Consider the following 25,495-nt stretch of genomic DNA (forward strand, 5'->3'; position numbering starts at 1 on the left):
TGTGCCCGTAATCCGACATTGATTTGGGGGGCCGCCGCCACGCGCCATCCATGGCGCGGGGCGGCTAAACCGGCATCCCTGCCGGTTTACCCGCCAAATCAATATCGGATTACGGCCAGCGTGGTTTAACGGGGCGCCTAGATCAAGAGCAAGATCAAGAGCGGCTCGCTTCGCATCGTGGTTAGCGTAGGCTGCTGCTACAAAAATGTGTAGATACCTATGCCCCAATGAGGGAGTGTCAGTCATAGATGTTTCGGCTGACCCACCGCAATCGGGGGCAAGCCCTAATGCCAGTCAGTTAAGGGTACACCGCCGTCTGTAGGAGCGAGCTTGCTCGCGAAAAACGTCAACGATAACGCGTGCTTTCTGAATGAACGCGGTGCCTGTGAGTTTTTCGCGAGCAAGGGCTAGCCGCCCGCCTCGCTCCTACAAAAAGCCTTAACTGACTGGCATTAGGGCTTGCCCCCTCCCACATTTTGATCATGTTTTATTCAGGGGAATGCGCCACGCCATCCGAATCGGTCATCGCGCGCTCGAGCAAATCCGCCGGCAGGCTTTTGCTGGCACGCGCGCCCAGCAGGCGCAGTTGCTCGGTGCGGCTGACCAGATTCCCGCGTCCATCGGTCAGCTTGTTACGCGCTGCGCTGTAAGCCTTGTCCAACTGCTGCAAGCGGTTACCTACTTCGTCCAGATCCTGGATAAACAGCACGAACTTGTCATACAGCCAACCGGCGCGTTCGGCGATTTCCCGGGCGTTCTGGCTCTGGCGTTCCTGCTTCCATAGGCTATCGATTACCCGCAGGGTGGCGAGCAAGGTGGTGGGGCTGACAATCACGATATGACGGTCGAAGGCTTCCTGAAACAGGTTCGGCTCGGCTTGCAGCGCTGCGGAAAACGCTGCCTCAATCGGCACGAACAGCAGCACGAAATCCAGGCTGTGCAAACCTTCCAGGCGCTTGTAATCCTTGCCGGCCAAGCCTTTGACGTGATTGCGCAAGGACAGCACATGCTGCTTCAACGCCGCCTGGCCAATTACCTCGTCATCCGCCGCAACGTACTGCTGATAGGCGGTCAGGCTGACCTTGGAGTCCACCACCACCTGCTTGTCGCCCGGCAACATGATCAGCACGTCGGGCTGGAAGCGTTCGCCATCCGGGCCTTTGAGGCTGACCTGGGTCTGGTATTCGCGGCCTTTCTCCAGGCCCGCATGCTCCAGCACCCGCTCGAGGATCAGCTCGCCCCAGTTACCCTGGGTTTTCTGGCCTTTGAGGGCGCGGGTCAGGTTGGTGGCTTCGTCCGACAGGCGCAGGTTCAATTGCTGCAGGCGCTCAAGCTCTTTGGCCAGGGAAAACCGCTCGCGGGCTTCGTTCTGGTAGCTTTCTTCAACGCGCTTCTCGAAGGATTGGATGCGTTCCTTGAGCGGGTCCAGCAGTTGCCCCAGGCGCTCCTGGCTGGTTTCGGCAAAGCGTTGCTCACGCTCATCGAAAATCTTCCCGGCCAGTTCGGCGAACTGCGCGCGCAGCTCGTCCCGGGAACCCTGCAGGTCGGCGAGGCGTTGTTGATGGCTATCCTGCTGTTCACGCAGCTCGGCGCGCAAGGCGGCGGCCAAGGCGTCAAGCCGGCGCAGCTCGGTTTCCTTGGCGCTGCGGTCCAGGTTCCAGGCGTGGGCGGCGTCGCGGGCGTTATCGCGGTCGATCTGCAACAGCTCGACTTCGCGGCGCACCGCAGCCAGGTCGGCCTGCTTGGCGGCATTGGCGTGGCTCAGATCGCTGATTTCGTCGCGGCTGGCGTCCAGTTGGGCGGCAAGCCCTTCCTGGGCCAATTGCGCGGTCGCCAGGCGCTCCTCCAGCAATTCCCAGCCGGTGGTGCGCGCGGTCAGCCGTCGTTGAATCTGCCAGCACAACGCCAATAACGGCAGCGCGGCGCCAGCAAGCCCGAGGGCGACACTGGTCCAGTCGAAAACCATAGCCATTTCTGCCATCACCAAAAAAGAGCAAGGTTAACCAAGCAATGCCCGGGAGGACAGCTCAGTCTTCGACCTGGCCCAGTTCGCGCTGGGCGCGACGGTCGCCGGCGCGGGCCGCCGAACGCAACAGATCCTGGCCGATGCGCCGGTCGCGGGCATTTTCGCACTCACGGCACATCAATTGGCCCAGGCGGCTCTGCGCGGCCACCACGCCTTCGCGGGCAGGCTGCTTGAGCAGGCGGCCAGCCAGGTGCTTGACGTTGGTACTCTGCCCCAGGCGCGGGCTGTCGAGGAGCCACAAGGCGACTTTCAAAGAGAAACGCTTGGGCGCGGTAACAGTCTGGGGAGTGTCGGTAACAGAAGGTGATACTGAGCGAAACTTCATAAAGCACTGTGGGACAGAACGGAAGGCGCGCCACTCTACTCTTTTTTTCGTACAGGTAAAGCTGAAAAAACCCGGCACGCCCGTTCTAGAGCAAGCGCTTGGGACAATCCACAGAAGCTGTGGATAACTCAGTGGACAACCCGCCTTTAACTCGCGCAAAGGCCCATGGAATGGGGGCCGCAGTCAAACTGACGATTTTTTCACCAATAAAAAAAAGCGAGATTTTTCATTGACTTAAATTTTGATTGCAGGCAAATGGGCAGGCTTCAGGACAGTTACCAGCGAAGTTACCGGCGCTGCGACTAATGTGCACAAGTACCCAGCCAACGGTTATATCCCCGGCGTTTTTTGATCCGACACGCTCAGGAAATGTTACTGCCAGGAAACTGGAGGGTGGACGGCTGATGGTTTTTTTGCCAAGCCACTTCCTTTCCTTGTTTTGATCCGTTACTATCCGCAGCGTTAGTACCAAGCTGAAAGTCAATTCTGGTCGACATATCCCTAGAACTTCATGGGATCGACCACCTCGATGGTTTCCAGGTATCACTTGCGACGACACTGCCTTTGAACAAGCAAAGGGTGCCGCGAAGTCTGCATACTCTGACCGAACCAACCTGCAAATTGATCAGGATCTTCACCCTGGGCCCAGAACCTTTGCCCCTGTTGTGTTGCCTGCCCTCCTAAGTACCTACCTGCCAGCCCAAGCGCGCCTAATCCAATAGCGCTTCAAACTGGCTGCTTTGTTCCAGACTAGGTTCTTTCGCTTGATCAATGGTGATCAGCGTTTCTGGAACGTTTTAACGTTGCACGGTTCTTATCCGTGTCATTTGTAGGAACACCAATAATATGAACGCTCAAATCCACACTCAGGATGCCATCCGCACCCTCACCAACGCTTTTGCCCCAATGAACTGCCTGATCATGGCCGCTCGCAAAGGCTGCTTCAGCTTCACCCTGGTCAACGAACACGGCATCGCACGTCACAGCGAACGCCTGTACCCCGATCAATACTCCAGCGCAGAACCGCTGCAGGCCGTGATCGAGCGTACCCGTCAGGCACTGATCGCCTGATCGACCCGAGTCGCTGAAACACAAAAACCCTGTCTGAAAAACAGGGTTTTTTATTGCCTGGTATTTACTCGCGGAATTTTTTACTAAGCACGAATAGATATAAACGTTATAACCGGATAAAGAAGATGTTTTAAAAACAGTCCTTTACAGGATGAATATGACACTACACTTCAACTCAAGCGGCATGATCCGCTTGCGACGGGCCTGAGATCCGATCCACCGCTGCCAAGCCCTCCTTCTCAGGCTCGTCATTCATTCCCACGGACTGAGGTTTGTATGGGTATTGCCGCCAGCGAATTGTGTCGTTATGTGATCAGGCCGACCTTGCTGTACCTCGGCCGCCATAACCCGACCGCCGAAGCCCTGCTGCTGGGCATCGCCGCGAGCCAGTCGGAACTGGGCTCGGCCCTGCATGATCGACGCGGCCATGGCCTCTACAGCATCACCGAACCACGTCATCGCGCCCTCTGGGATACCTACCTGGCACTCGACCCTGAACGTGCAAGCCTGGTGCGCGGGTTGGCCAGCCAACATGCGTTCCTCAGTGCGCCCCAGTTGGAACTGACGGTGAACCTGCGTTACGCCACGGCAATCGCCTGGTTGCTGGTGGAACAACACCGTCCTGCCCTGCCCGCGCCCGGCGATGTATTGGCGATGGCACGTATCTGGAAAGAAATATTTCACCCTCAAGGCCGCCTGCGAGATTTCTCCCAGGCCTGGCAAAGCTGTGTCAGCCCAATGAAACAGGTGGCCTGTTGACCGGGCAAATTGCAAGATTCGCCAAAAAACCGGAAATTTGGTCGGATTGTCCTACAAAACCGCTCTATCTCCTGCATTACAGCCTATAGCGCGATGTTAAATTTATTGATACTTTCCGCAGCGGTGATCACACGGAGTTCTAATAATGAAAAAAGTAATGCTCAAGACCACACTTAGCCTCGCCGTTGCCATGGCCTCCTCCCAACTGTTCGCCAGCGGCTTCGCCCTGAACGAACAGAGCGTCAGCGGAATGGGTACTGGCTTCGCAGGTCGCTCTTCTTCTGCCGATGACGCAAGCACTGTCTACGGTAACCCTGCCGGTATGGCTCGCCTGAACGGCCAGCAGATCACCGGCGGTGTTGCAGCCATCGATGCCTCTACCGATCTCAGCGACACAAGCGGTCGCTCTCGTGGCAGCAACAAAGGCGACATGGTGCCATTCACCGCCGTACCTTTTGGGTTCTACACCAATAAGCTCAACGACCAGTGGGCTGTCGGCTTTGGCGTGTATGCGCCGTTCGGCCTGATAACCGACTACGAAAGCGGCTTCCAGGGCCGTGGCTTTGGCAGCAAGAGCGAAGTGAAAGTCATCACCTTGCAACCAACGGTCAGCTACGCCTTCAACGATCGCGTTTCCGTCGGCTTCGGCCCGACCATCAACCGTATTGGCGGCACCCTGGAATCGGACATCACGCTGAACCCTGCCGCGCCGGACACCAATATCAAGATCAAGGGTGACGACACCGCGCTGGGTTTCAACGTCGGTGTGCTGGTACAAGCCACCGATACCACCCGCGTCGGCCTGACCTATCACTCCAAGGTCAGCTACAAGCTGGAGGGCCACACCGAAGTCACCGCGCCGACCGCGACCTCTCCATTCCTGCGCAGCAACCGTTACGACGCTTCGCTGAAGATCGATACGCCTGAGTCCTACGACCTGTCGGTGACCCAAGACCTGACCGACGCATGGAAACTCTATGCCGGTGCAACCTGGACCCGCTGGAGCCGCCTGAAAGACATCACCGTCAAGAACGACGGTGTCACCGGCGCAACCGGTGGTGCGCTGGCCCCAGCGTTGGTAAGCACCATCAAGGAAGACCAGAACTGGCACGACACCTGGGCTTACGCCCTGGGTACTTCGTACCAGCTGACCAAGCAAGTGGTGCTGCGTACCGGCCTGACGTTCGACCAGTCGCCGACCAACAACACTGATCGCTCGCCGCGCATTCCTACCGGCGACCGCACCATCTTCAGTCTGGGCCTGGGCTACGAGGTCATGCCGAACATGACCATCGACGTGGCCTACTCCTACCTGAAGGAAGAGGACGTCAAGGTTGCACGCTCCAACCAATTGGCCAGCTACAACGCCAAGTATGAAAACAGTGCCAACGGTTTCGGCCTGGGCATGACCTACCGCTTCTGATTCGTTGCGGTATAAAAAAGCCCCGCTCTCCTGTACAGGAGGCGGGGCTTTTCAATGGGCGGCGATCAGGGTTTGGACGCCAACGCCTTTTCCACTGCTTCGATCAACTCCGGACTGTCGGGTTTGGTCAGGCTGGAAAAATTGGCGATGACTTTGCCCTGGCGATCCACCACGTACTTGTAGAAATTCCACTTGGGCGGCGCGTCGGTCTGTTGCGCCAGCACCTTGAACAAATTGACCGCGTCCGGTCCCTTGACCTTCTGCGGTTCGGTCATGGTGAAGGTCACGCCGTAGTTCACGTAGCAGACCTTGGCGGTTTCTTCGCCGGTCTTGGCTTCCTGCTTGAAGTCGTCGGACGGCACGCCAATCACCTCCAGGCCCTGGCCCTTATAGCGCTGGTACAACGCTTCGAGGCCTTTGAATTGCGGGGCGAAGCCGCAGAAGCTCGCCGTGTTGACGATGACCAGGGGCTTACCCGCGAAACGCTGGCACAGGTCAATGGATTCCTTGGCCCGCAGCTTGGGCAATTGGCCCTCGAGCAACGGCGGGCAACTGGCGGCCAGGGCCACGCTGCCAGCAGCCATCAGGACGGGTACAGCGAGCCAGCGCATCAACATGTGAAAAGTCCTCGCATGGGTTCAGACATAGAACTTAACAGATCGCCATGCCCAACTGCATCAACGCCAGGCCGCCGTGCTGCCAGCCCCACCAGGCCAACAGCAACAACATCAGCCCTGCCACCAGGGCCGTGCACCGCAGTGCTGCACTCATGCCGCCTCCATTTGCGCCTGCACGCGCGCCACTGGCCGTTCACGCACCGGCCAGTTCAGGGCCGCCGCGAGCAGGCTGAGCAGAATCGCCACTTGCCAGATCAAATCGTAGTTACCGGTTCGATCATAGACCACCCCGCCCAACCAGCCACCGAGGAACGAACCGAGTTGATGGAACAGGAACACGATCCCACCCAACATCGAGAGGTTGCGTACACCGAACAAGGTCGCAACAGTGCCGTTGGTCAGCGGCACGGTAGACAGCCACAGGAACCCCATTGCCATGCCAAACAGGTAAGCCGTGACTTCGGTGACCGGCGCCCACAGGAACAGCACGATCACCACCGCGCGCAACAGGTACAAGCCGGTGAGCAAACGCGGCTTGGACATGCGCCCACCCAGCCAGCCGGCCGTGTAGGTGCCGAATACATTGAACAGCCCGATCAACGCCAGCACCGTGGTGCCAGCCGTAGCCGGCAGATGCTGGTCCACCAGATACGCCGGCAGATGCACTCCGATAAACACCACCTGGAAACCGCAGACGAAAAAGCCGAAGGACAGCAGCCAGAACCCGGAATGGGAGCACGCCTCCTTCAACGCTTCGCGCAGGGTTTGCTGGCCGACCGTGGTCGGCAGTGGCCGGTCCTTGAGCATGGCCACCAGCGGCAGGATCAACGCGACCATCAAGCCCAACGCCAGCAGCGCCGCAGACCAGCCCAGCCACCCGATCAAGCCGAGGGTGCCCGGCACCATGGCGAACTGGCCAAAGGAGCCCGCGGCGCTGGCGATGCCCATGGCCATGCTGCGTTTTTCCGCTGGTACGGCGCGGCCGACCACACCGAGGATCACTGAAAACGACGTGCCGGACAGGCCAATGCCGATCAGCAACCCTGCGCTCAGGGACAAGGACCACGCCGAGTCCGACATGCCCATCAGCACCAGGCCCACGGCGTACAACACGCCACCGACGAACACCGCCTTGGTCGCGCCGAAACGGTCAGCCAGGGCCCCGGTGAACGGCTGCGCCAGGCCCCAGATCAGGTTCTGCAAGGCGATGGCAAAGGCGAACGTCTCGCGCCCCCAGCCAAATTCGCTGCTCATCGGCGCCAGGAACAGGCCAAAGCCGTGCCGCACGCCCAACGACAACGCCAGGATCAGCGCACTCCCCACAAGAACCCAGCCACTGGTGCGCCACATTGAGGTCATTTCTTATTCTCCGCTCGCGGGTATATACCCGCTTATAGTCGAACAAACCGCCGTTCAGGCGAGTTCATCCAGCAAGGCCAACAACGTTTCGCGCTTTTCGGCGCCCAGTTGATCGATCAATTTCTGTTGCGCCGCTTCCCATGCCGGCAAGGCCGCAGCCAACCGCTGCTGACCGGCCTCGGTCAACTGCACCAGGCGGTTGCGCAGGTCATCGCCTTCGACCAACCGGACCAGGCCGTCACCTTCCAGTACGCGCAGATTGCGCCCCAAGGTGCTGCGGTCCAGGCCCATGGCTTCTGCCAGGCTGGAAATGCTCGGCTGATCGAGGCGTTGCAGGTTGCTCAGCAAGGAATACTGGGCAACGTTGATCCCGAAGCCGTCGAGGGCGCCGTCGTAATACCGGCTGACGCCACGGGCGGCGCGTCGCAGGTTGGTGCACAAGCATTGGGAAGCAAGCATAGAGCGTGTATATACCCGGAGTTAAGCAAATGCAAGGAAGTGTTACAGCGCCAGCCCGATCAACACTGCCGTTTCGAGCAACTCCAGCAGCGCGCCGGCGGTATCGCCGGTCGTGCCACCGAGGCGCTTGACCATCAAATGGCGCAAGCCGATAAAACAGCCCGCCGCGAGCAGTACTGCTATCCCACCGCTGAAACCACCGATCAGGATGCAGGCCAGTCCACTGAGGATCAGCACCTGCTGGCCGACAATCCTCGGTAAATGATCCGACAGCGCCTGGCCCAATCCCCCCGCACGCACATAGCGCGTGGTGAGAAACAGCGCCAGCATCGAAGCCCGGCCGATCAACGGCGCGAGAATCAGCGCGGTGCCGTTATGCTGCTCGATCAAGGCCACCAGCGCGGTGAATTTGAGCAGCAACACCAGGCCCAGGGTGACCACCGCAATCGGCCCGCTGCGCGGGTCCTTCATGATGCTGAGGGTGCGTTCGCGATCACCGAAGCCGCCCAGCCAGGCGTCGGCACTGTCCGCCAGGCCGTCAAGGTGCAGGCCGCCGCTGAGCAGCACCCAGGCGGTCAATAGCAGCGCGGCGTGCAGCAACAATGGCGCGCCCGTCAACAGGCTGTTCAGACCCCACAGCAGTAAGCCGAACAGCAAACCCACCACGGGGTAAAACAGCAGCGAACGCCCCAACTCCTGAGGTTGCGGCATGCCTGGCAGGCGAATCGGCAGACTGCTCAGGAACTGCAGGGCGATCCAGAATGGCAGCATGTTCAGGCCCCTTCCTTCAACGTGCCATCGGTGGCCACTTGCAGGCTGAACAGCCCGCCGTGACCGACTTCGACATTCAGCAAGTGCTCACGCGGCAGGCCGCGCGCGCGCGCCAATAACAGCCGCATGACGCCGCCGTGGCTAATTAACAGCACGCGCTCACCGGTATAGGTCTGCTGTAGACGTAAGACGGCGCCCAGCACCCGTTCGGAAAACGCCTCCACCGGCTCGCCTTCTGGCGGCGTGAAGCGGTAGGGATCCGCCCAGAACAAGCCCAAGCCCTCGGCGTCGGTTTCCATCAACGCCGCCGCGCTCTGCCCTTCCCAGGCGCCGAAGTGCAGCTCTTGCAGGTCTTCTTCCAGGCTGACTGGAAGGTTGAGACGTTCGCCCAATTCCTCAGCAAAGCGCGCACAGCGTTGCAACGGCGAACTGATCAGCCGGTCCCACGGCCCCTGCCCCAGCACAGCCGCGCGCATCTGCTCCCAGCCCCTGGCCGTCAAGGCATCATCCAGGCTGCCGCGCAGGCCGCCGCCCAGCTCGGTTTCACCGTGGCGCAGCAGGTCCAGGTGCAAGGTCATGCAGGGCGATCCGCCACGGCGGCTTCGGCGAACGTCGCCATCTGGCCGTGCAACGCACAGGCCAGGCGCAGCAACGGCACCGCCAGCGCCGCACCGCTGCCTTCGCCCAGGCGCAGGCCCAGGTCCAGCAGCGGCTGTGCGTCGAGACTGTGCAGCACGTGACGATGGCCCGGTTCGGCGCCACGATGGCCGAACACCAGCCAGTCGCGGCAGGCCGGATTCAAGCGCGTGGCCACCAGCGCGGCGACGCTGCAGATAAACCCGTCCACCAGCACCACGATGCCTGCCTGGGCGCAGGCCAGGTAGGCACCGACCAGCGCGGCAATTTCAAAGCCCCCCAGGTTGAACAGCGTCTGCAACGCGTCGCCACGCTGGGCCGCGTGCAAGCTCACGGCGCGCTCGATGACTGCCACCTTGTGGCTGACGCCTTGGGCATTCAGCCCCGTGCCCGGACCGGTCAGGTCACTCACCGGGCAATCGAGCAGCGCACACGCCAACGCGCTGGCGGCGGTGGTGTTGCCAATGCCCATTTCACCACCGATAAACAGCTGTGCGCCGTGCTCCAGAGCGCGACGTGCGCTGTCTCGGCCGCCCTGCAAGGCCTGGCGCCCCTGCACCTGGGTCATCGCCGGGCCGTGGACAAAGTTGGCCGTGCCCGCGCCGATATTCAGGTGGCGCACGCCGGGTAGATCCAGGGAGGGCGTGACCGTGCCGAGGTCGACCACTTCCAACTGCGCATCCAGCTGGCGAGCCAATACGCTGATGGCCGCGCCACCGCTGACAAAATTGTGCAGCATCTGCGCGGTCACGGCCTGGGGAAACGCCGACACACCTTCGGCGACCACGCCATGGTCGCCGGCAAAAATCGCAATCCACAGCTGCTCCACCGACGGTTTGACCCGGCTCTGCAACCCGGCCAACTGCACCGCCAGCGCTTCCAGTTGGCCGAGCGAACCGGCGGGTTTGGTCAACTGCTGCTGACGCGCCAACGCCTGTGCTTGCGCAGCGGCGTCGATGGCCTTGCAGGGGTTGAGCCACCAGAAATCCGTCATAACGCAGTACCTTTCAAAGTCAGGGGCAGGCCGGCAACCGTCAGCACTACGCGCTGACACCGCTCGGCCAAGGCTTGATGCAGCCAACCGGCTTCATCCACATAACGGCGAGTCAATTCGCCCAGCGGCACGACACCCAGTCCGGTCTCGTTGCTGACAAAAATGATCTGCCCCGGCAGTGCAGCCAGGGTTTCGAGCAACTGGTCGCGCTCCGAAGCAAGGCGCTCAGGGTCTTCCAACATCAGCAGATTAGTCAGCCACAGGGTCAGGCAGTCCACCAGCAGGCAACGCTCGGCAGCGGCGTTGTCGCGCAACACCCGCGCCAGCTCGATGGGCTCTTCGATCAGGCCCCAGTGGTCGGGGCGACGCGCACGGTGCAGGGCAACGCGCTGGTTCATCTCACCGTCCAACGGCTGGCTGGTGGCGATATACATCACCGGTAAACCGCTGGCGCCGGCGAGTGTTTCAGCGAGACGGCTTTTGCCCGAACGGGCGCCGCCGAGAATCAATTGATGCATGAGCCAATCCTTTTCCAGTCAGCCGACGTCAGATTCCGCACAATCGACGCAACAATTCAGTGTCCAGATGGTTTTCCACCAAATCCGCCAAGCGCTCGATATCCCGCTCACGCAGGGCGTGATAGTCGACTGCCTGCACGTCTTGCAACCCCGCCCAGCTCAGCAGTGCGCTGCACGCCGCCGGTGTCTCGAACAGGCCGTGCAGATAAGTACCGAGGATCTGCCCGTCGGCACTCTGCGCGCCATCACTGCGCCCGTCGTCGAGCCGCACGGCGGCATTCGCCAGCGCCGGGCCGGACGTCACCCCCGCATGAATCTCATACCCGCTGACCTCGGCATCCTCCAGCAACAAACGCCCGCGCACATTGCGCAATTGCTTTTCCTGCTCAAGCGTCGTGCTGAACGCCAGCAGCCCCAGGCCATCGCTGGAGCCGACGGGCCCTTCCAGGCCGAGCGGGTCATGCACCTGCTCGCCGAGCATCTGCAGGCCACCACAAATCCCCAGCACCTTGCCGCCATAGCGCAAATGCCGCGCCACGGCGGTATCCCAGCCATGGGCACGCAAGTACGCCAAATCACTGCGCACACTTTTCGACCCCGGCAGGATGATCAGATCGGCAGCCGGGATCGGCTGACCCGGCCCGACGAATTGCAGGTTCACCTGGGGATGCAGGCGCAGCGGGTCGAAATCCGTGTGGTTGCTGATGCGTGGCAGCACCGGCACCACCACGTTGAGCACCTGGGCGGCCTTGTCGGTCTGGCGCTGGTCGATGCCATCTTCGGCCTCGAGGTGCAGGTCCATCACGTAGGGCAACACGCCCACCACCGGCTTACCGGTACGCGCCTCCAACCAGTCCAGCCCCGGTTGCAGCAGCGCGATATCCCCGCGAAACCGGTTGATGATAAAACCCCGAACCCGCGCCTGTTCGCTGGGGGACAACAATTCCAGCGTACCGACCAGATGGGCGAAGACCCCGCCGCGATTGATATCGGCGATCAACAGCACCGGGCAATCCACGGCTTCGGCGAAGCCCATATTGGCGATGTCATTGGCGCGCAGGTTGATCTCGGCCGGCGAGCCCGCGCCTTCGACCATCACCACCGGATAGGCTTGGCTCAACCGTGTGTGGGAGGCCAGCACCGCCTGCATCGCGATAGCTTTGTAGTCGTGGTAGGCAACCGCGTTCATGCTGGTCACGGCGCGGCCATGGATAATCACTTGGGAGCCGGTGTCGCTGTTGGGCTTGAGCAGCACCGGGTTCATGTCGGTGTGGGGCGCCAAGTTGGCGGCCTGCGCCTGTACGGCCTGGGCGCGGCCGATCTCGCCGCCTTCGGCGGTCACTGCGCTGTTGAGCGCCATGTTCTGTGGCTTGAACGGCGCCACTGCAACCCCCTGGCGCACCAGCCAGCGACACAGCGCTGTCACCAGCGTGCTCTTGCCGGCGTCGGAGGTGGTGCCCTGCACCATCAACGTAGTCATGTCGCTTCCTTGTAGGCGGCCAGTGCCGTCTCGAGACGCTGCCAATCGGCCTCGCTGTCGGGCAGGCCGAAACGCACGCTGCTGTCGTGAACGAACAGGCGCAACAGAATGCCGCGCTGGGCCATGAATTCGTGCAAGCGTTCGGCGTGCGGTGTGATCAACCACTGGAACAAGGCGCAGCCACCCTGGGGTTGAAAACCCTGGCGCTCAAGCAGCTCGGACAAGCGCTGGCCGGCCTCGATGCAACGCGTGCGCTGGCGGGCATGCCCGGCGTTGTCGCGCAGGCATGCCTGGCCGAGTATCCGTGTCGGCCCGCTGACCGCCCAGGGCCCGACCTGTTCGGCGAGCAATTTGAGCAACTTGCGCTCGGCCAGCACAAAGCCCAGGCGCACGCCGGCCAGGCCGAAGAACTTGCCGAATGAGCGCAGCACGATCAAGCCGACCTGTTGGGTGTGGCTGGCCAGGCTCAAGTGCGGGGTCACGTCCATGAAGGCTTCGTCCACCACCAGCCAGCCGCCGCGCTGGGCCAGCCGCGTATGCCAGTCGAGCAGGCGCTCCGGGGCCAGGCTCAAGCCGGTGGGGTTATTGGGGTTGACTACCACCAGCACGTCGAGGCCGTCGAGAAAGAAATCGACTTCCTGCTCCTGCACTTCGCGCACCACATAACCGGCACGACGCCAGGCTTCGGCGTGTTCGGCGTAGCACGGCGACAGTACGCCGACCTTGCCGGAACGGCGCAGGCGCGGCAGCAACTGGATCGCGGCCTGGGAGCCCGGCACCGGGAGCACGTGAGCCGCGCCATAGTAGTCGCTGGCGGCTTTTTCCAGGCCGTCATCGGCTTCCGGTAGCCGTGCCCAGGCGCGCAAGGGAATCTCGGGAATCGGCCATGGCCAGGGCGCCAGGCCACTGGACAAATCGAGCCAATCCGCCTCCGCGATGCCGTATTCAATTGCCGCCTTACGCAGCCGACCACCGTGTTCAAGCATAAAATTGCGCCCCCGCGCACAGGACCAGCAGCCACAACCAGACGCCGCGCTGCACCAATTGCCAGCCTCGGTCGATGGCGTCAGCGTCGGCCGGCGGGCCTTCGCCCAATGGCGGGCGCTGGTGCACCTCGCCGTGATAAATCGCCGCGCCCCCCAGTTCGACGCCCAGCGCACCGGCGCCAGCGGCCATCACCGGGCCGGCGTTGGGGCTGTCCCAGGTCGGCCCCTGGGTGCGCCAGCATTTGAGCGCCAGGCGGGTCTTGCCCAGCAACGCGTAGGTCAAGGCCACTAGGCGTGCAGGAATATAGTTGAGCCCATCGTCGATCTTCGCCGCCGCCCAGCCAAAGCGTTCGAAGCGTTCGTTGCGATAGCCCCACATGGCGTCGAGGGTATTGCTCAGGCGATAGAGCACCACGCCCGGCACGCCGGCGACCACAAACCAGAACAGCGCGGCGAACACGGCGTCGCTGCCGTTTTCCAGCACCGACTCGGTGGCCGCGCGAGCGACTTCGGTGCGATCCAGCTCGCTGGTCTGGCGACTGACCAGATAACTCACACGTTGACGCGCTTCTTCCAGGTCATCACTGCGCAGGGCCTGGGCGACCGGAATCACATGCTCCCCCAGGCTGCGCATGCCCAGGGCGCAGTACAACGCCAGGATTTCCAGCACCCAACCGATGTACGGCGCCCAGGACAATGCGGTGGCCAGCAGGGTCAGCGGTACCACCGCGATAAACCACGCGGTTACGCCATGGCTGCGCCAGCCACGACCGCCTGAATTGAAACGCTGCTCAATGCGCCCGGCAAAATTGCCGAACGCCACCAGCGGATGCCAGCGCCTGGGCTCGCCCAGCAGCGCATCCAGCGCCACGGCGGCAACACACAGCAAGGCCACACTCATTGACTCACTCCCCACAGGTTTTCGTACAGCATGTCACTCAATGGCCGCGGCTCGGCCCAGCCTTCAAGCTGCAACATCGGTGCCGGATAGAACTCGGCGACCGGCCCCAGGCACAGCACCGCCAGGGGTTTGGCGCCCGCCGGCAAACCCAGCAAGTCGGCCAGGGCCTGGGGTTCGAACAGCGACACCCAGCCCATGCCCAACCCCTCGACGCGGGCCGCCAGCCACAGGTTCTGGATGGCGCAGGACAACGACGCCATGTCCATTTCCGGCAAGGTGCGACGGCCGAAGATGTGCCGCTCGCGATCGTCCATCAGCGCTGCCACCAGCACTTCGGCGCAGTCGTGGATGCCTTCGACCTTGAGCTTCATGAACTCATCGGAGCGCTCGCCCAACGCCTCGGCGGTGCGCAGGCGCTCTTCTTCGACCAGTTGCTGAATGCGCCCTCTTAATTGACGGTCGCTGATACGGATAAAGCGCCACGGTTGCATCAGGCCGACGCTGGGTGCCTGGTGGGCAGCCTGGAGCAGGCGCTGCAATAACTCAGGCGCGACGCTGCCACCGCTGAAGTGGCGCATGTCGCGGCGTTCGGCGATGGCGCGGTAGACGGCTTGACGGTCGGCTTCGGGGAAGGCGTTGTCGGTCATGGCGTCATCGGGGGCAAGCCCCCTCCCACCTTTGGAATGCATTCCCCTGTGGGAGGGGGCTTGCTCCCGATAGCGGCTTCAGGGCCTGGCACAAAAAGTGCCGCCACCGCCGCCGGGTTCGACGGAAAGTAAAAGTGCACATAGGACGCGGTCATCCGCCGCTGCCGATACACCGCTTCAGCCCCGCGCCCACCATTGGGGCTCATGCCACGGGCGATCGGCTCGCATGCGGTGCTGGTCAGGGAATGATGATAGGTGTGCCCGCGCAAGGTGCCTTCGGGCAGTTCGACGCTTTGCAGCGCCAGCGCCGCCAATTTCTTTTGCATCACTGCGTCGCCCTGCAACAGGCCGAGCAGTTCGGCGCGGTTGCCGTCGACATCGGTGAGCGAGTCCAGCAGGTACAGCATGCCGCCGCATTCGGCGAGCAAGGGCTTGCCGGCTGCATGATGAGCGCGGATGGCAGCGAGCATCGGTGTGTTTTGCGACAGGGCCCGGTGATGCAGTTCCGGGTAACCGCCCGGTAGATAGAGGCTGTCGGCTTCAGGCAATGCGCCGTCATGGATCGGTGAAAAGAAACGCAACTCGGCGCCCATCGCGCGCAATAGGTCGAGGCTGGCACCGTAGGTAAACGCGAAGGCTTCGTCACGGGCCACCGCAATGCGTACCCCGGCGAGCAACGGCTCGGCGGTGATCACCTGCGGCGCGGCAAATGTCACCGGTGGCGGCACGGCGACTTCGCAACTGCTGCCCAACACTTGGGCGGCGGCGTCGAGGCGCAGGTCGAGGTCATTGAGTTCGCTGGCTTGCACCAAGCCCAGGTGACGGCTGGGCAATTCGATACCGGTTTCACGTGACAGCGCGCCGTACCAGCGCAATCCCTCGGTGAGGCTGCCTTCCAGCAACTGCGCATGGCGCAGCGTGCCGACGCGGTTGGCGAGTACGCCGGCGAATGGCAGGTCCGGCTGGTAGCGCGCCAGGCCCAACGCGAGGGCGCCAAAGGTCTGCGCCATGGCCGTGCCGTCGATCACCGCCAGCACCGGCACGCCGAAATGCCGTGCCAGGTCGGCGCTGGACGGGGTGCCATCGAACAGGCCCATCACGCCTTCAATCAGGATCAGGTCGGCCTCCCCGGCTGCTTCCCACAACAAACGACGACTTTCCTGCTCGCCCACCATCCACATATCCAATTGATACACCGGCGCGCCACTCGCGCGTTCGTGAATCATCGGGTCAAGGAAGTCCGGCCCGCATTTGAATACGCGTACCTTGCGCCCCAGGTTGCGGTGCAAACGCGCCAACGCGGCGGTGACGGTGGTTTTGCCCTGGCCGGACGCCGGTGCGGCGATCAAGACGGCCGGGCAATGACGGGGCTGATTCAAAGTTCGACGCCTTTCTGTGCCTTGATACCGGCCTGGAACGCGTGCTTGAGCATGCCCATTTCGGTGACGGTATCGCCCATTTCGATCAGCTCAGGCTTGGCGCCACGGCCGGTGACCACCACGTGCTGCATCGGCGGGCGCGCCTGCAGGTCGCTGAGCACCTGGTCGAGGTCAAGGTAGCCGTGCTTGAGGGCAATGTTCAGTTCGTCGAGCACGACCAGGCCGATGGAAGGGTCATTGAGCATCGCCCGGGATACCGCCCAGGCCGCTTCGGCGGCGGCGATATCGCGCTGGCGATCCTGGGTTTCCCAGGTGAAGCCTTCGCCCATCACGTGAAAGCGGACCTGCTCGGGGAAGCGGCGGAAAAACAACTCTTCGCCGGTACTGTTGCGCCCCTTGATGAACTGCACCACGGCGCACTGCATGCCATGCCCCATGGCGCGGGCCAACATGCCGAAGGCCGAACTGCTTTTGCCCTTGCCGTTGCCGGTCAGCACCAGCAGCAAACCGCACTCATTGGGCGAGTTGGCGATGCGTTCATCGATCACGGCTTTTTTGCGCAGCATGCGCGCCAGGTGGCGTTCGTCGCGGTCGGGGGTATCGGTCATGGCAGCTCTCCGTTGGGGCTGGACAAAAACGGCGGGCAGGAAAAAAGAAAAATAGACAGCCAAGCATCGCCCACCGTGATGCTGTTGGATGTTTCAGGCCGGTCTCCGGGCTCATGAGTGGCGCTCTGCCTTTTGAAAAAAGACAGGACATGCCAACGGCGCGCCTTCCCATATCGCCTGCGATACAGTGGCCAACAGCGCCGTCTTGACTCATTTACCGTTGCGGGGGCAGCGCCGGAATTGCGGCGGCACTGTGTACAAGTGCGCTCACTCACCGGCTTCCCTGTTTCACTCTGTCGACGCATGCGCCACAGAGCACCTGGAACAAGCCGCGAAGGTTAGTGGGTTGGGGGTGGAGCGTCAATTAAAGCTGGCCCTGTACTTGAACCATCAAGGTGATGTGCTTCTCTACCCTTACAGGTATTCAGGAGAACACCATGCACAAAACCAGACTCGCCCTACTGATCATGCTCGCCGGCACCCTCGCCGCCTGTGGAGAAAGCTCTACCCTGCAGGTAGCCGATGGCACCGGGCCCTCGCCCAGGTTGCCGGAACCGAACAAGACGCTGATCCCCACCGTGAACATCGCGCCGGCCGTCGGTTGGCCCGACGGCGCCAAGCCGACGGCCGCGGCCGGCACCCAGGTCGCCGCATTCGCCGAGGGCCTGGAGCATCCGCGCTGGCTCTATGTGCTGCCCAACGGCGACATCCTGGTGGCCGAGACCAACGCGCCGCCCAAGCCCGATGACGCCAAAGGCGTGCGCGGCTGGGTCATGGAGAAAGTCATGGGCCGCGCGGGCGCGGGCGTGCCTAGCCCGAATCGCATCACCCTGCTGCGCGATGCCGATCACGACGGCGTCGCCGAAACGCGTACGGTGTTCCTGGAAAACCTCAACTCGCCCTTCGGCATGGCTCTGGTCGGCAACGACCTGTACGTGGCGGACTCGGATAAGTTGCTGCGTTTCCCCTATCTACCTGGGGAGACCGCGATCAAGGCGGCCGGCACCAAAGTCGTCGATTTACCGGGTGGCAGCCTCAACCATCACTGGACCAAAAACGTGGTCGCCAGCCAGGATGGCAGCAAGCTGTATGTCAGCGTCGGCTCCAACAGCAACGTCGGCGAGAATGGCCTGGAAGCCGAAGAAGGCCGGGCGGCAATCTGGGAAGTGGACCGCGCCACGGGCCAGCATCGTATTTTCGCCTCCGGCCTGCGCAACCCCAATGGCATGGCGTGGGAGCCCCAGAGCGGCAAATTGTGGACGGCGGTGAACGAGCGCGATGAAATCGGCAGCGACCTGGTGCCGGACTACATCACCTCGGTCAAGGACGGCGCGTTCTATGGCTGGCCGTTCAGCTATTACGGGCAACATGTGGATGCGCGCGTCACCCCGCAGAACCCGCAGCTGGTCGCCAAAGCCATTGCGCCGGACTATGCGGTCGGCCCGCATACCGCGTCGCTGGGGCTGACATTCGCCCAGGGCAACACACTCCCGGCGCAGTTCAGCAACGGTGCGTTCATCGGCCAGCATGGTTCGTGGAACCGCAAGCCGCACAGTGGCTATAAGGTGATCTTCGTGCCGTTCGAGAGCGGGCAGCCGAAAGGCAAGCCGGTGGATGTGCTGACCGGGTTCCTCGATAAAGATGAGAACGCCATGGGCCGGCCGGTGGGCGTGGTGATCGATCAGCAAGGGGATTTGCTGGTGGCCGATGATGTGGGGAATAGGGTGTGGCGGGTGTCGGCGACCAAATAAAGCCCCCTGAACAGATACAAAACCAATGTGGGAGGGGGCTTGCTCCCGAGGAGTATCAGTCACAGTATCTGCGCCTGACCCACTGCTATCGGGAGCAAGCCCCCTCCCACATTTGGTTTGGTGTTTGATTCAGGGATTACGCGCCAAGTTTGCCGGCAACACGCGCTTGGCACTCAGGTAAGCATTCTGCCAATACGCCTTGGACAACGTATCCAGCTTCACCGTACCGCCAGTCTGCGGAGCGTGCACAAAACGGCCCTCACCCACGTAGATGCCGGCGTGGCTCACCCGCGAACCACCACCGGTGGCGAAGAACAGCAGGTCACCGGTTTGCAGGTTCTGCTCGCTGACGTCCTGGGCACGCATCACGATCAACTCGCGGGTAGTGCGCGGCAAGGTGATACCGGCTGCGTCGCGGTAGACAAAACCAATCAGGCCGCTGCAATCAAAGCCCGAGTCCGGCGTGTTGCCGCCCCAGCGATACGGCGTGCCCACCAGGCCTAGCGCGCGGAAGAGCACGTCTTCGGCGGCAGGGGAGAAATTCTGGGTGGAATAGTTGAACACCGGCTTAGGCTTGACGGCTACAGGAGCAGGCGGCGGTGGACGGCTTGCGCAGGCGCTGAGGAGTGCGGCGCAAACGAGAAGAAAGAGGCGGGCCGAGGTCGACATGGGCAGAACAATCCTGGTCTGGATGCGGCTTTCGCTGCCGAACGCTGAAAACCAGAACGCGCAAGCAAAGCTCGCGCGAACGGATTACAACAATGTCCAGGGATTCTAGCGCTTACGCGTCAAACTTCAAGTATCACTTTAACTTTACTTACTGGCGGTAACCGTAGACGGGGCCATGGCGAGTGCACGCTTGGCTTCGATGAAGGTTTTGCTCCAGTAGCTGTCACCCAGGTTATCGACCCGCACCCCACCGCTACGACGGCTGCTGGAGTGGATAAACTGGTTATCGCCCAAGTAGATACCGGCGTGGCTGACACGGCCGCGACCGGCTGTACTAAAGAAAAGCAGATCACCGGGCTTGAGGTTGTTGCGTGCGACCAACGGTGCTTTCACGTTGATCATTTCGCGGGTGGAGCGCGGCAGATTCATGCCGGCTTCTTCACGAAAGAGGTAACCGATAAAACCGCTGCAATCGAAACCGGCTTCGGAGGTGCCGCCGAAACGGTAGCGGGTACCGATCAGGGACATGCCGCGTTCGAGAATGCTGTCGGCCAGAACGGGAAGCTGGTAAGGCTTGCTGCCGGAGAAATCGGCCAGCTCTTTTTCGGTTGCCAGCTCTTCTTCATAAACAGAAGCAGACTGTGCAGCAACGAATTTAGCCTGATTTTGAACCTGTGGTTTTGGCTGTTCTGCCACCTGCTGAGGGTGGGAGGCGCAACCAAACAACAGGGTAACGAGTGCGAGAGGCACGAGGGGTGCGAAGCGATTTAGCATGGGCACGACCGTGGCTGATGTGTAAAGAAGCCGAGACTATGCCTTCTATCACATCGATTTGCAAATTCAATCGAACTCTTTGTGACTTCCTGTTTGGACCACGCCATCTAAGCCGTTAATCCCACATACAGGCCCTGTGCGTGGCCAAACCGGCCAAAACGCAGGTTTTCTGGCGCCTGGAATTTGCCGAAAGCCTGGAAACACAAGGCTTGGCTACCAGCCTAGGGTTTCCTTGAGGAAGGGAATGGTGAGCTTGCGCTGGGCCTGCAACGAGGCCTGATCGAGCTGTTCGAGCAACTCGAACAACGCGCTCATGCTGCGCGTGCCACGGGTAAGGATGAAGTGCCCGACCTCGTCGGTCAGGTGCAGGCCGCGCCGCGAGGCGCGCAGTTGCAGGGCACGGAGTTTGTCTTCGTCGGACAAGGGCCGCATCTGGAAGATCAACGCCAGCGTCAGCCGCGACTTGAGGTCGGCCAGCTTCACCGGCAGTTCACGCGGCGACGTGGACGCGGCGATCAACAGGCGCCGGCCGCTATCGCGCAAGCGGTTGAACAGATGAAACAACGCCTCTTCCCAGTCCGCCTTGCCGGCAATGGCCTGCAAATCGTCCAGACATACCAATTCGTATTGTTCGAGGTTGTCGAAGATCCCCACACCATGGTCCATCAGCTCAGCCAACGGCAGGTAAACCGCCGGCTCGCCCATCTGCTCGAAACGCAGACACGCGGCCTGCAGCAAGTGGGTACGCCCGACGCCATGCTTGCCCCACAGATAGATCAGGCTTTCAGTCCACCCGGCGTCGGCTTCGCAGAGGCGCTCGACATAGCCGAGTGCAGCGGCATTGGCGCCTGGGTAGTAGTTGATAAAGGTAGCGTCGTCACGCAGACGCACACCTAGGGGCAGCTGAATCGGTTTCATGCTGACTGAACGGCTCCCATCGAACCGTGAGTGGCCTCTGTGTAAAGTTTGCAAAGTTTATACGCGTGGCGCCGGGCGCACAATGCAGCAGACCACAAGCAAAATCAAAGGTTTGCGTTAACCTGTTGGTTTTGCGCGAATTGTTTGACGCACCCGCCACATTAAACAACAAACCCGGCGATGCGCCGGGTTTGTGATACAGCGATTACAGATCGGGGTCTTCAACGCCCGTGTACACATCCGAATCCTTGTACACATCGTGAACATGCCGCACCAGCACCATGATCACCGCAGCCACCGGCAGCGCCAGCAGGATGCCGGTAAAGCCGAACAGCTCACCGCCCGCCAGGATCGCAAAGATTACCGCCACGGGATGCAGGCCGATGCGGTCCCCCACCAGCAGCGGGGTCAATACCATACCTTCCAGCGCCTGGCCGACCATGAACACCGCGACGATGCCCAGCATCGGGTACAGGTCGCCGCCAAACTGGAACAGCCCCGCCACCAGCGCCGCGCCGATGCCAATCACGAAGCCCATGTAGGGCACGATTGCGGCCAGGCCGGCGATCAGGCCGATCAACAGGCCCAGCTCAAGGCCGATCGCCATCAAGCCGGCGGCGTAAATGATGCCCAGCGCCAGCATCACCAGCAGTTGCCCGCGCACGAACGCGCCCAACACTTCATGGCATTCGCCGGCCAGGGACACGATGCGCTCCTCGCGGTCACGCGGCAGCAGGCTGCGGATCTTGGCCATCATGATGTCCCAGTCCCGCAGCAGGTAGAACGCCACCACCGGGATCAGCACCAGGTTGGTCAGCCAGCCGATCAGCGCAAGGCTGGAAGCGGTGGCCTGGCTGAGCACCATACTGACGATATCGGTGGTCTTGTCCATGTGTTCACTGATCGCGGCCTTGACCTTGTCGAACTTCCAGAACCCGTCCGACAGCCCAAGCTTGGCCTGGGCCCATGGCATCGCCGTGTGCTGCAACCAGTCGAGCATCTGCGGCGCCAGTTCGTATAGTCGATACAGCTGCTTGGCCAACATCGGCACCAGCACCAGCACCAGAACGGTGATGATCAGGGTAAACAAGGCAAACACCGCGATCACGCCCCAGGTGCGCGACAGGCCGGCCTTCTCCAGGCGATCCACCACCGGATCGAACAGATAGGCGAGCAGCAACGCCACCAGAAACGGCGTCAGGATCGAATGCAGCAAGAACACAAAAACGCACAGCAGGACAATCCCGCCAAGCCACACCCAACGACGCGTATCCGCCATGAACCACTTCCTCTGTTATTTGCTTGCCGCTTCTATATAGAAGCCAGGCCACTTACCAACGAAAACGTAACTGCGCCTGGGGCTCAGGCGCGGCAGCCGGTTGTGCGCCATCGGCCGGCGGTTGCTGAGCGGGGGCTTCACCCGCCGGTACTTCCTGCAACTTGGCCAGGCTCAACTGGGTGCGCAACTGATCGGCGCTGCCATTGACGCGATACACAATACGATTGCCGTCCACCCGCTGCGGCTGGCCACCAAAGGGCTCGAGCAAACGCCCCAGGACGGCGTAGCGCTCCAGGTTCATGCCCTGCACCTCCAGCAACTGTTCGGCGCTGACCCCCGGCTTGACCGCAAAACGCGGCGCGAGCTTCTGGCTGACAGCGAGCAACACGGCGTCGGCGACCGCGCCAGTGTCAGCGCCCTGGACGCTGCCCTGCTCGGTCTTGTCGCCCAGCCACAGGCGCCATTTGGCCTGCCACTGGTTGCCTTCCTGGCGCGCATGCACCGCCAATAACGCATCGGCGCCATAGCGCTCGGAGGCGGCGCGCAGCGGCGTGGCGTCGGCACTTTCCAGGTTCGGCGCGGTGGCGACCACCTGTTCGTCCAGGTCACCCAGCGGCAGGCGCAACGGCAAGCCTCGGTGCTGGGCCGCCCGGCGCAGCGCTTGAGCCACCGCCTGGCCGTCGCCGACCAGGCTGCTGCCTTCGGTAGAGTCGTTCAGCCACCAGCCGAGGATCGAGGGCCGATTGCTGCCCCAGATCGCCAGGCCAGCGTCACGCAGGGCGCGATCGGTGCTGACCGGGTCGAAATCCACCTGCAGGCTTTCCGGCGGGCCGGCGTCGTAGCCGTATTGGCTGATGATTTGTTGCGGGTCCTTGCGGATCGCCGCCAGGCCCGGGCCCTCGGCGGCCTTGGCATCGCCGGTCAGGCGGATGACCAGGGTCTGCACAGCGCGCTGGGTGGCCTGGTCACGCTCCTGGGGTGACTGGCTGCTGACCGGTTCGAGGACTTGATAGAGGCCATTGAGGGTTTCGGCATGACTCGCCAGGCTGACCAACGACAAACAGCCTACAAAAAAGAATTTACACAGACGCATGGAAGATTCCCGAACGACAAATTTAGCGGCTGGAACAGACCGCGTGATCTCGGTTTGGCAAGGCTGTGACACAGCGACCGGTAAAACATTCACGGGTCTCGGTAAGTTTTCATACTGTCATAACGATAGCGGATTCAAGGCTATACCTTAATACGGTGCATTACCGGGCCGATTCGGTTTTTTTTAGACTCATATGCCCTGCCCGTCGGCCCGAGGATGGCCGCTGCCCCTCAAGCCTGATAAAATCGCGCGCCTTCGCAGACCGTCAACGGCTGGGCCTTCGCCAAAAGTGCCTGCCCGCTCGGTCGTTACCCAGAAATCCCCCTTAAAGGCCTGGATCATGAGCAAGCAACCCTCCCTGAGCTACAAGGACGCCGGTGTAGACATCGACGCCGGTGAAGCATTGGTCGAACGCATCAAGAGCGTCGCCAAGCGCACTGCGCGCCCCGAAGTCATGGGTGGCCTGGGCGGTTTTGGCGCCCTCTGCGAAATCCCGGCCGGCTACAAGCAGCCTGTACTGGTTTCCGGCACCGACGGCGTAGGCACCAAGCTGCGCCTGGCACTGAACCTGAACAAGCACGACAGCATCGGCATCGACCTGGTTGCCATGTGCGTCAACGACCTGGTGGTGTGCGGCGCCGAGCCGTTGTTCTTCCTCGACTACTACGCCACCGGCAAACTCAATGTCGAGACCGCAACCCAGGTGGTCACCGGCATCGGCGCCGGCTGCGAACTGTCGGGTTGCTCCCTGGTCGGCGGCGAAACCGCTGAAATGCCAGGCATGTACGAAGGCGAAGACTACGACCTGGCCGGCTTCTGCGTCGGCGTGGTGGAAAAATCCGAAATCATCGACGGCTCCAAAGTCGCTGCTGGCGACGCCCTGCTCGCCTTGCCATCGTCCGGCCCGCACTCCAACGGCTACTCGCTGATCCGCAAGATCATCGAAGTGTCCGGCGCCGATATCGAGAACATCCAGCTCGACGGCAAGCCACTGACCGACCTGCTGATGGCCCCGACGCGCATCTACGTCAAGCCACTGCTCAAGCTGATCAAGGACACCGGCGCCGTCAAGGCCATGGCCCACATCACCGGCGGCGGCCTGCTGGACAACATCCCGCGCGTGCTGCCCAAAGGCGCCCAGGCGATTGTCGACGTGGCCAGCTGGCAGCGCCCTGCGGTCTTCGACTGGCTGCAAGAGAAAGGCAACGTCAACGAAACCGAGATGCACCGCGTGCTGAACTGCGGCGTGGGCATGGTGATCTGTGTGGCGCAGGAGCACGTTGAAACCGCGCTGAACGTACTGCGCGAAGCCGGCGAGCAGCCTTGGGTCATCGGCCAGATCGCCAGCGCTGCCGAAGGCGCGGCCCAGGTTGAACTGAAGAACCTTAAGGCGCATTGATGCCTGTCACCTGTGATGTCGTGGTGCTGCTTTCCGGCACCGGCAGTAATTTGCAGGCCCTGATCGACAGCACGCACACCGGCGACAGCCCGGTGCGCATCGCTGCGGTGATTTCCAACCGCAGCGATGCCTACGGCCTGCAACGCGCCAAGGACGCGGGTATCGAGACCCGCTCGCTGGATCACAAGGCGTTCGACGGTCGCGAGGCCTTCGACCGCGCCTTGATCGAACTGATCGACGCCTTCAACCCCAAGCTCGTCATACTTGCCGGCTTCATGCGCATCCTCAGCGCTGATTTCGTGCGGCATTACGAAGGGCGCCTGCTCAACATCCACCCTTCCCTGCTGCCCAAGTACAAAGGCCTGCACACCCATCAACGCGCCCTCGACGCCGGCGACCGCGAGCATGGCTGCAGCGTGCACTTTGTCACCGAGGAACTCGATGGCGGGCCTCTGGTCGTACAGGCAGTGGTTCCGGTAGAGTCGGATGACTCGGCGCAGACGCTTGCGCAACGGGTTCATACCCAGGAACACAGGATTTACCCGTTGGCTGTTCGCTGGTTTGCCGAGGGTCGGTTGATTCTTGGTGAACAGGGTGCATTATTGGATGGTCAGTTACTCGCGGCCAGCGGCCACTTGATTCGAACCTAGGAG

The 25,495-nt window shown here is 62.0% G+C and carries 26 protein-coding genes and 1 riboswitch; of the genes, 6 read left to right on the top strand and 20 right to left on the bottom strand.

All coding sequences use genetic code 11. The features are described from left to right. Nucleotides 1-487: 487 nt before the first annotated feature. On the bottom strand, nucleotides 488-1,852 hold the full coding sequence (gene rmuC / locus C4J87_RS18005; RefSeq protein WP_164485291.1) for a DNA recombination protein RmuC: 1,365 nt from the start codon (nucleotides 1,850-1,852) through the stop codon (nucleotides 488-490). A 175-nt stretch (nucleotides 1,853-2,027) separates the two neighbouring features. Beyond that, nucleotides 2,028-2,351 carry a sel1 repeat family protein gene (locus C4J87_RS18010; protein WP_124367865.1) on the bottom strand — a complete coding sequence of 108 codons (324 nt, stop codon included), beginning with the start codon at nucleotides 2,349-2,351 and terminating at the stop codon, nucleotides 2,028-2,030. Between the two features lie 846 nt (nucleotides 2,352-3,197). Here C4J87_RS18010 and C4J87_RS18020 point away from each other — a divergent pair. From C4J87_RS18020 to C4J87_RS18030, 3 genes are all read left to right on the top strand, one after another. Beyond that, nucleotides 3,198-3,422, top strand: a complete 225-nt coding sequence (locus C4J87_RS18020; protein WP_010208698.1) for a hypothetical protein — start codon at nucleotides 3,198-3,200, stop codon at nucleotides 3,420-3,422. Nucleotides 3,423-3,698: 276 nt separating this feature from the next. Then, entirely contained in the window at nucleotides 3,699-4,181 is a 483-nt protein-coding gene (locus tag C4J87_RS18025; RefSeq protein ID WP_124367866.1) for a hypothetical protein, read from the top strand. A gap of 145 nt (nucleotides 4,182-4,326) precedes the next feature. Then, entirely contained in the window at nucleotides 4,327-5,604 is a 1,278-nt protein-coding gene (locus tag C4J87_RS18030) for an OmpP1/FadL family transporter (protein ID WP_124363811.1), read from the top strand. A gap of 65 nt (nucleotides 5,605-5,669) precedes the next feature. On the opposite strand, the gene C4J87_RS18035 is transcribed toward C4J87_RS18030, so the two are convergent. From C4J87_RS18035 to cobO, 13 genes are all read right to left on the bottom strand, one after another. Beyond that, nucleotides 5,670-6,221 carry a glutathione peroxidase gene (locus C4J87_RS18035; RefSeq protein ID WP_124367867.1) on the bottom strand — a complete coding sequence of 184 codons (552 nt, stop codon included), beginning with the start codon at nucleotides 6,219-6,221 and terminating at the stop codon, nucleotides 5,670-5,672. Between the two features lie 150 nt (nucleotides 6,222-6,371). Further along, nucleotides 6,372-7,580, bottom strand: coding sequence for an MFS transporter (locus tag C4J87_RS18040; RefSeq protein WP_124367868.1), 1,209 nt, complete (start codon nucleotides 7,578-7,580; stop codon nucleotides 6,372-6,374). A 54-nt stretch (nucleotides 7,581-7,634) separates the two neighbouring features. Next, nucleotides 7,635-8,039 carry a MarR family winged helix-turn-helix transcriptional regulator gene (locus C4J87_RS18045; protein WP_124363814.1) on the bottom strand — a complete coding sequence of 135 codons (405 nt, stop codon included), beginning with the start codon at nucleotides 8,037-8,039 and terminating at the stop codon, nucleotides 7,635-7,637. Between the two features lie 42 nt (nucleotides 8,040-8,081). Next, nucleotides 8,082-8,810, bottom strand: a complete 729-nt coding sequence (locus tag C4J87_RS18050) for an adenosylcobinamide-GDP ribazoletransferase (RefSeq protein WP_124367869.1) — start codon at nucleotides 8,808-8,810, stop codon at nucleotides 8,082-8,084. 2 nt (nucleotides 8,811-8,812) lie between these two features. Further along, nucleotides 8,813-9,388, bottom strand: a complete 576-nt coding sequence (gene cobC / locus C4J87_RS18055) for an alpha-ribazole phosphatase family protein (protein ID WP_124367870.1) — start codon at nucleotides 9,386-9,388, stop codon at nucleotides 8,813-8,815. Beyond that, a complete protein-coding gene (cobT, locus tag C4J87_RS18060) occupies nucleotides 9,385-10,440 on the bottom strand; it encodes a nicotinate-nucleotide--dimethylbenzimidazole phosphoribosyltransferase (RefSeq protein WP_124367871.1) in 1,056 nt (351 codons plus the stop codon). The genes cobC and cobT overlap by 4 nt, the downstream gene beginning before the upstream one ends. After that, a complete protein-coding gene (cobU, locus tag C4J87_RS18065; protein WP_124367872.1) occupies nucleotides 10,437-10,958 on the bottom strand; it encodes a bifunctional adenosylcobinamide kinase/adenosylcobinamide-phosphate guanylyltransferase in 522 nt (173 codons plus the stop codon). The genes cobT and cobU overlap by 4 nt, the downstream gene beginning before the upstream one ends. 28 nt (nucleotides 10,959-10,986) lie before the next feature. Continuing rightward, complete coding sequence (locus C4J87_RS18070) at nucleotides 10,987-12,438, bottom strand: cobyric acid synthase (protein WP_124367873.1); 1,452 nt, start codon at nucleotides 12,436-12,438, stop codon at nucleotides 10,987-10,989. After that, on the bottom strand, nucleotides 12,435-13,424 hold the full coding sequence (gene cobD, locus C4J87_RS18075; RefSeq protein WP_124367874.1) for a threonine-phosphate decarboxylase CobD: 990 nt from the start codon (nucleotides 13,422-13,424) through the stop codon (nucleotides 12,435-12,437). Before cobD ends, C4J87_RS18070 begins: the two co-directional genes overlap by 4 nt. Continuing rightward, on the bottom strand, nucleotides 13,417-14,325 hold the full coding sequence (gene cbiB, locus C4J87_RS18080) for an adenosylcobinamide-phosphate synthase CbiB (protein ID WP_124367875.1): 909 nt from the start codon (nucleotides 14,323-14,325) through the stop codon (nucleotides 13,417-13,419). Before cbiB ends, cobD begins: the two co-directional genes overlap by 8 nt. Beyond that, nucleotides 14,322-14,972 (bottom strand): 5,6-dimethylbenzimidazole synthase, encoded by a 651-nt coding sequence (bluB, locus tag C4J87_RS18085; protein ID WP_124367876.1) that lies wholly within the window; start codon nucleotides 14,970-14,972, stop codon nucleotides 14,322-14,324. The genes cbiB and bluB overlap by 4 nt, the downstream gene beginning before the upstream one ends. Beyond that, a complete protein-coding gene (locus C4J87_RS18090) occupies nucleotides 14,969-16,351 on the bottom strand; it encodes a cobyrinate a,c-diamide synthase (RefSeq protein WP_124367877.1) in 1,383 nt (460 codons plus the stop codon). The genes bluB and C4J87_RS18090 overlap by 4 nt, the downstream gene beginning before the upstream one ends. Further along, the gene (gene cobO, locus C4J87_RS18095) at nucleotides 16,348-16,959 is read right to left on the bottom strand and encodes a cob(I)yrinic acid a,c-diamide adenosyltransferase (RefSeq protein WP_124367878.1); all 612 of its coding nucleotides are present in this window, start codon (nucleotides 16,957-16,959) and stop codon (nucleotides 16,348-16,350) included. The genes C4J87_RS18090 and cobO overlap by 4 nt, the downstream gene beginning before the upstream one ends. Nucleotides 16,960-17,037: 78 nt before the next feature. Further along, nucleotides 17,038-17,297: riboswitch (cobalamin riboswitch) on the bottom strand. A gap of 99 nt (nucleotides 17,298-17,396) precedes the next feature. Here cobO and C4J87_RS18100 point away from each other — a divergent pair. Continuing rightward, nucleotides 17,397-18,710, top strand: coding sequence for a sorbosone dehydrogenase family protein (locus C4J87_RS18100; RefSeq protein WP_124367879.1), 1,314 nt, complete (start codon nucleotides 17,397-17,399; stop codon nucleotides 18,708-18,710). Nucleotides 18,711-18,839: 129 nt separating this feature from the next. On the opposite strand, the gene C4J87_RS18105 is transcribed toward C4J87_RS18100, so the two are convergent. The 5 genes from C4J87_RS18105 to C4J87_RS18125 form a co-directional block, all read right to left on the bottom strand. Beyond that, complete coding sequence (locus tag C4J87_RS18105; protein ID WP_124363826.1) at nucleotides 18,840-19,379, bottom strand: C40 family peptidase; 540 nt, start codon at nucleotides 19,377-19,379, stop codon at nucleotides 18,840-18,842. 144 nt (nucleotides 19,380-19,523) lie between these two features. Next, nucleotides 19,524-20,153 (bottom strand): C40 family peptidase, encoded by a 630-nt coding sequence (locus C4J87_RS18110; RefSeq protein ID WP_124363827.1) that lies wholly within the window; start codon nucleotides 20,151-20,153, stop codon nucleotides 19,524-19,526. A 213-nt stretch (nucleotides 20,154-20,366) separates the two neighbouring features. Then, the gene (gene hda / locus C4J87_RS18115; RefSeq protein WP_124363828.1) at nucleotides 20,367-21,071 is read right to left on the bottom strand and encodes a DnaA regulatory inactivator Hda; all 705 of its coding nucleotides are present in this window, start codon (nucleotides 21,069-21,071) and stop codon (nucleotides 20,367-20,369) included. 205 nt (nucleotides 21,072-21,276) lie between these two features. Beyond that, nucleotides 21,277-22,350, bottom strand: a complete 1,074-nt coding sequence (locus C4J87_RS18120) for an AI-2E family transporter (RefSeq protein WP_124367880.1) — start codon at nucleotides 22,348-22,350, stop codon at nucleotides 21,277-21,279. A gap of 52 nt (nucleotides 22,351-22,402) precedes the next feature. Next, nucleotides 22,403-23,443, bottom strand: coding sequence for a DUF2066 domain-containing protein (locus C4J87_RS18125; protein WP_124367881.1), 1,041 nt, complete (start codon nucleotides 23,441-23,443; stop codon nucleotides 22,403-22,405). A 340-nt stretch (nucleotides 23,444-23,783) separates the two neighbouring features. On the opposite strand from C4J87_RS18125, the gene purM reads away from it, so the two are divergent. Both purM and purN read left to right on the top strand, forming a co-directional pair. After that, nucleotides 23,784-24,842 (top strand): phosphoribosylformylglycinamidine cyclo-ligase, encoded by a 1,059-nt coding sequence (purM, locus tag C4J87_RS18130; protein ID WP_124363831.1) that lies wholly within the window; start codon nucleotides 23,784-23,786, stop codon nucleotides 24,840-24,842. Further along, nucleotides 24,842-25,492 carry a phosphoribosylglycinamide formyltransferase gene (purN, locus tag C4J87_RS18135; protein WP_124367882.1) on the top strand — a complete coding sequence of 217 codons (651 nt, stop codon included), beginning with the start codon at nucleotides 24,842-24,844 and terminating at the stop codon, nucleotides 25,490-25,492. Before purM ends, purN begins: the two co-directional genes overlap by 1 nt. The last annotated feature ends 3 nt before the right edge of the window (nucleotides 25,493-25,495 follow it).

The sequence above is a fragment of the Pseudomonas sp. R1-43-08 genome (assembly GCF_003852255.1).
In the GTDB taxonomy this organism is placed as follows: Bacteria; Pseudomonadota; Gammaproteobacteria; order Pseudomonadales; family Pseudomonadaceae; genus Aquipseudomonas.

What these genes read in the sequence shown, in the direction of transcription:
- C4J87_RS18120 (WP_124367880.1), bottom strand. Translation starts at nt 22,350, where the DNA reads ATGGCGGATACGCGTCGTTGGGTGTGGCTTGGCGGGATTGTCCTGCTG.
- C4J87_RS18125 (WP_124367881.1), bottom strand. Translation starts at nt 23,443, where the DNA reads ATGCGTCTGTGTAAATTCTTTTTTGTAGGCTGTTTGTCGTTGGTCAGC.
- C4J87_RS18030 (WP_124363811.1), top strand. Translation starts at nt 4,327, where the DNA reads ATGAAAAAAGTAATGCTCAAGACCACACTTAGCCTCGCCGTTGCCATG.
- cobU (WP_124367872.1), bottom strand. Translation starts at nt 10,958, where the DNA reads ATGCATCAATTGATTCTCGGCGGCGCCCGTTCGGGCAAAAGCCGTCTC.
- hda (WP_124363828.1), bottom strand. Translation starts at nt 21,071, where the DNA reads ATGAAACCGATTCAGCTGCCCCTAGGTGTGCGTCTGCGTGACGACGCT.
- C4J87_RS18100 (WP_124367879.1), top strand. Translation starts at nt 17,397, where the DNA reads ATGCACAAAACCAGACTCGCCCTACTGATCATGCTCGCCGGCACCCTC.
- cobD (WP_124367874.1), bottom strand. Translation starts at nt 13,424, where the DNA reads ATGCTTGAACACGGTGGTCGGCTGCGTAAGGCGGCAATTGAATACGGC.
- C4J87_RS18070 (WP_124367873.1), bottom strand. Translation starts at nt 12,438, where the DNA reads ATGACTACGTTGATGGTGCAGGGCACCACCTCCGACGCCGGCAAGAGC.
- purN (WP_124367882.1), top strand. Translation starts at nt 24,842, where the DNA reads ATGCCTGTCACCTGTGATGTCGTGGTGCTGCTTTCCGGCACCGGCAGT.
- purM (WP_124363831.1), top strand. Translation starts at nt 23,784, where the DNA reads ATGAGCAAGCAACCCTCCCTGAGCTACAAGGACGCCGGTGTAGACATC.
- C4J87_RS18050 (WP_124367869.1), bottom strand. Translation starts at nt 8,810, where the DNA reads ATGCTGCCATTCTGGATCGCCCTGCAGTTCCTGAGCAGTCTGCCGATT.
- C4J87_RS18045 (WP_124363814.1), bottom strand. Translation starts at nt 8,039, where the DNA reads ATGCTTGCTTCCCAATGCTTGTGCACCAACCTGCGACGCGCCGCCCGT.
- cobO (WP_124367878.1), bottom strand. Translation starts at nt 16,959, where the DNA reads ATGACCGATACCCCCGACCGCGACGAACGCCACCTGGCGCGCATGCTG.
- C4J87_RS18035 (WP_124367867.1), bottom strand. Translation starts at nt 6,221, where the DNA reads ATGTTGATGCGCTGGCTCGCTGTACCCGTCCTGATGGCTGCTGGCAGC.
- cbiB (WP_124367875.1), bottom strand. Translation starts at nt 14,325, where the DNA reads ATGAGTGTGGCCTTGCTGTGTGTTGCCGCCGTGGCGCTGGATGCGCTG.
- cobT (WP_124367871.1), bottom strand. Translation starts at nt 10,440, where the DNA reads ATGACGGATTTCTGGTGGCTCAACCCCTGCAAGGCCATCGACGCCGCT.
- C4J87_RS18040 (WP_124367868.1), bottom strand. Translation starts at nt 7,580, where the DNA reads ATGACCTCAATGTGGCGCACCAGTGGCTGGGTTCTTGTGGGGAGTGCG.
- C4J87_RS18105 (WP_124363826.1), bottom strand. Translation starts at nt 19,379, where the DNA reads ATGTCGACCTCGGCCCGCCTCTTTCTTCTCGTTTGCGCCGCACTCCTC.
- C4J87_RS18010 (WP_124367865.1), bottom strand. Translation starts at nt 2,351, where the DNA reads ATGAAGTTTCGCTCAGTATCACCTTCTGTTACCGACACTCCCCAGACT.
- C4J87_RS18110 (WP_124363827.1), bottom strand. Translation starts at nt 20,153, where the DNA reads ATGCTAAATCGCTTCGCACCCCTCGTGCCTCTCGCACTCGTTACCCTG.
- cobC (WP_124367870.1), bottom strand. Translation starts at nt 9,388, where the DNA reads ATGACCTTGCACCTGGACCTGCTGCGCCACGGTGAAACCGAGCTGGGC.
- bluB (WP_124367876.1), bottom strand. Translation starts at nt 14,972, where the DNA reads ATGACCGACAACGCCTTCCCCGAAGCCGACCGTCAAGCCGTCTACCGC.
- C4J87_RS18020 (WP_010208698.1), top strand. Translation starts at nt 3,198, where the DNA reads ATGAACGCTCAAATCCACACTCAGGATGCCATCCGCACCCTCACCAAC.
- C4J87_RS18025 (WP_124367866.1), top strand. Translation starts at nt 3,699, where the DNA reads ATGGGTATTGCCGCCAGCGAATTGTGTCGTTATGTGATCAGGCCGACC.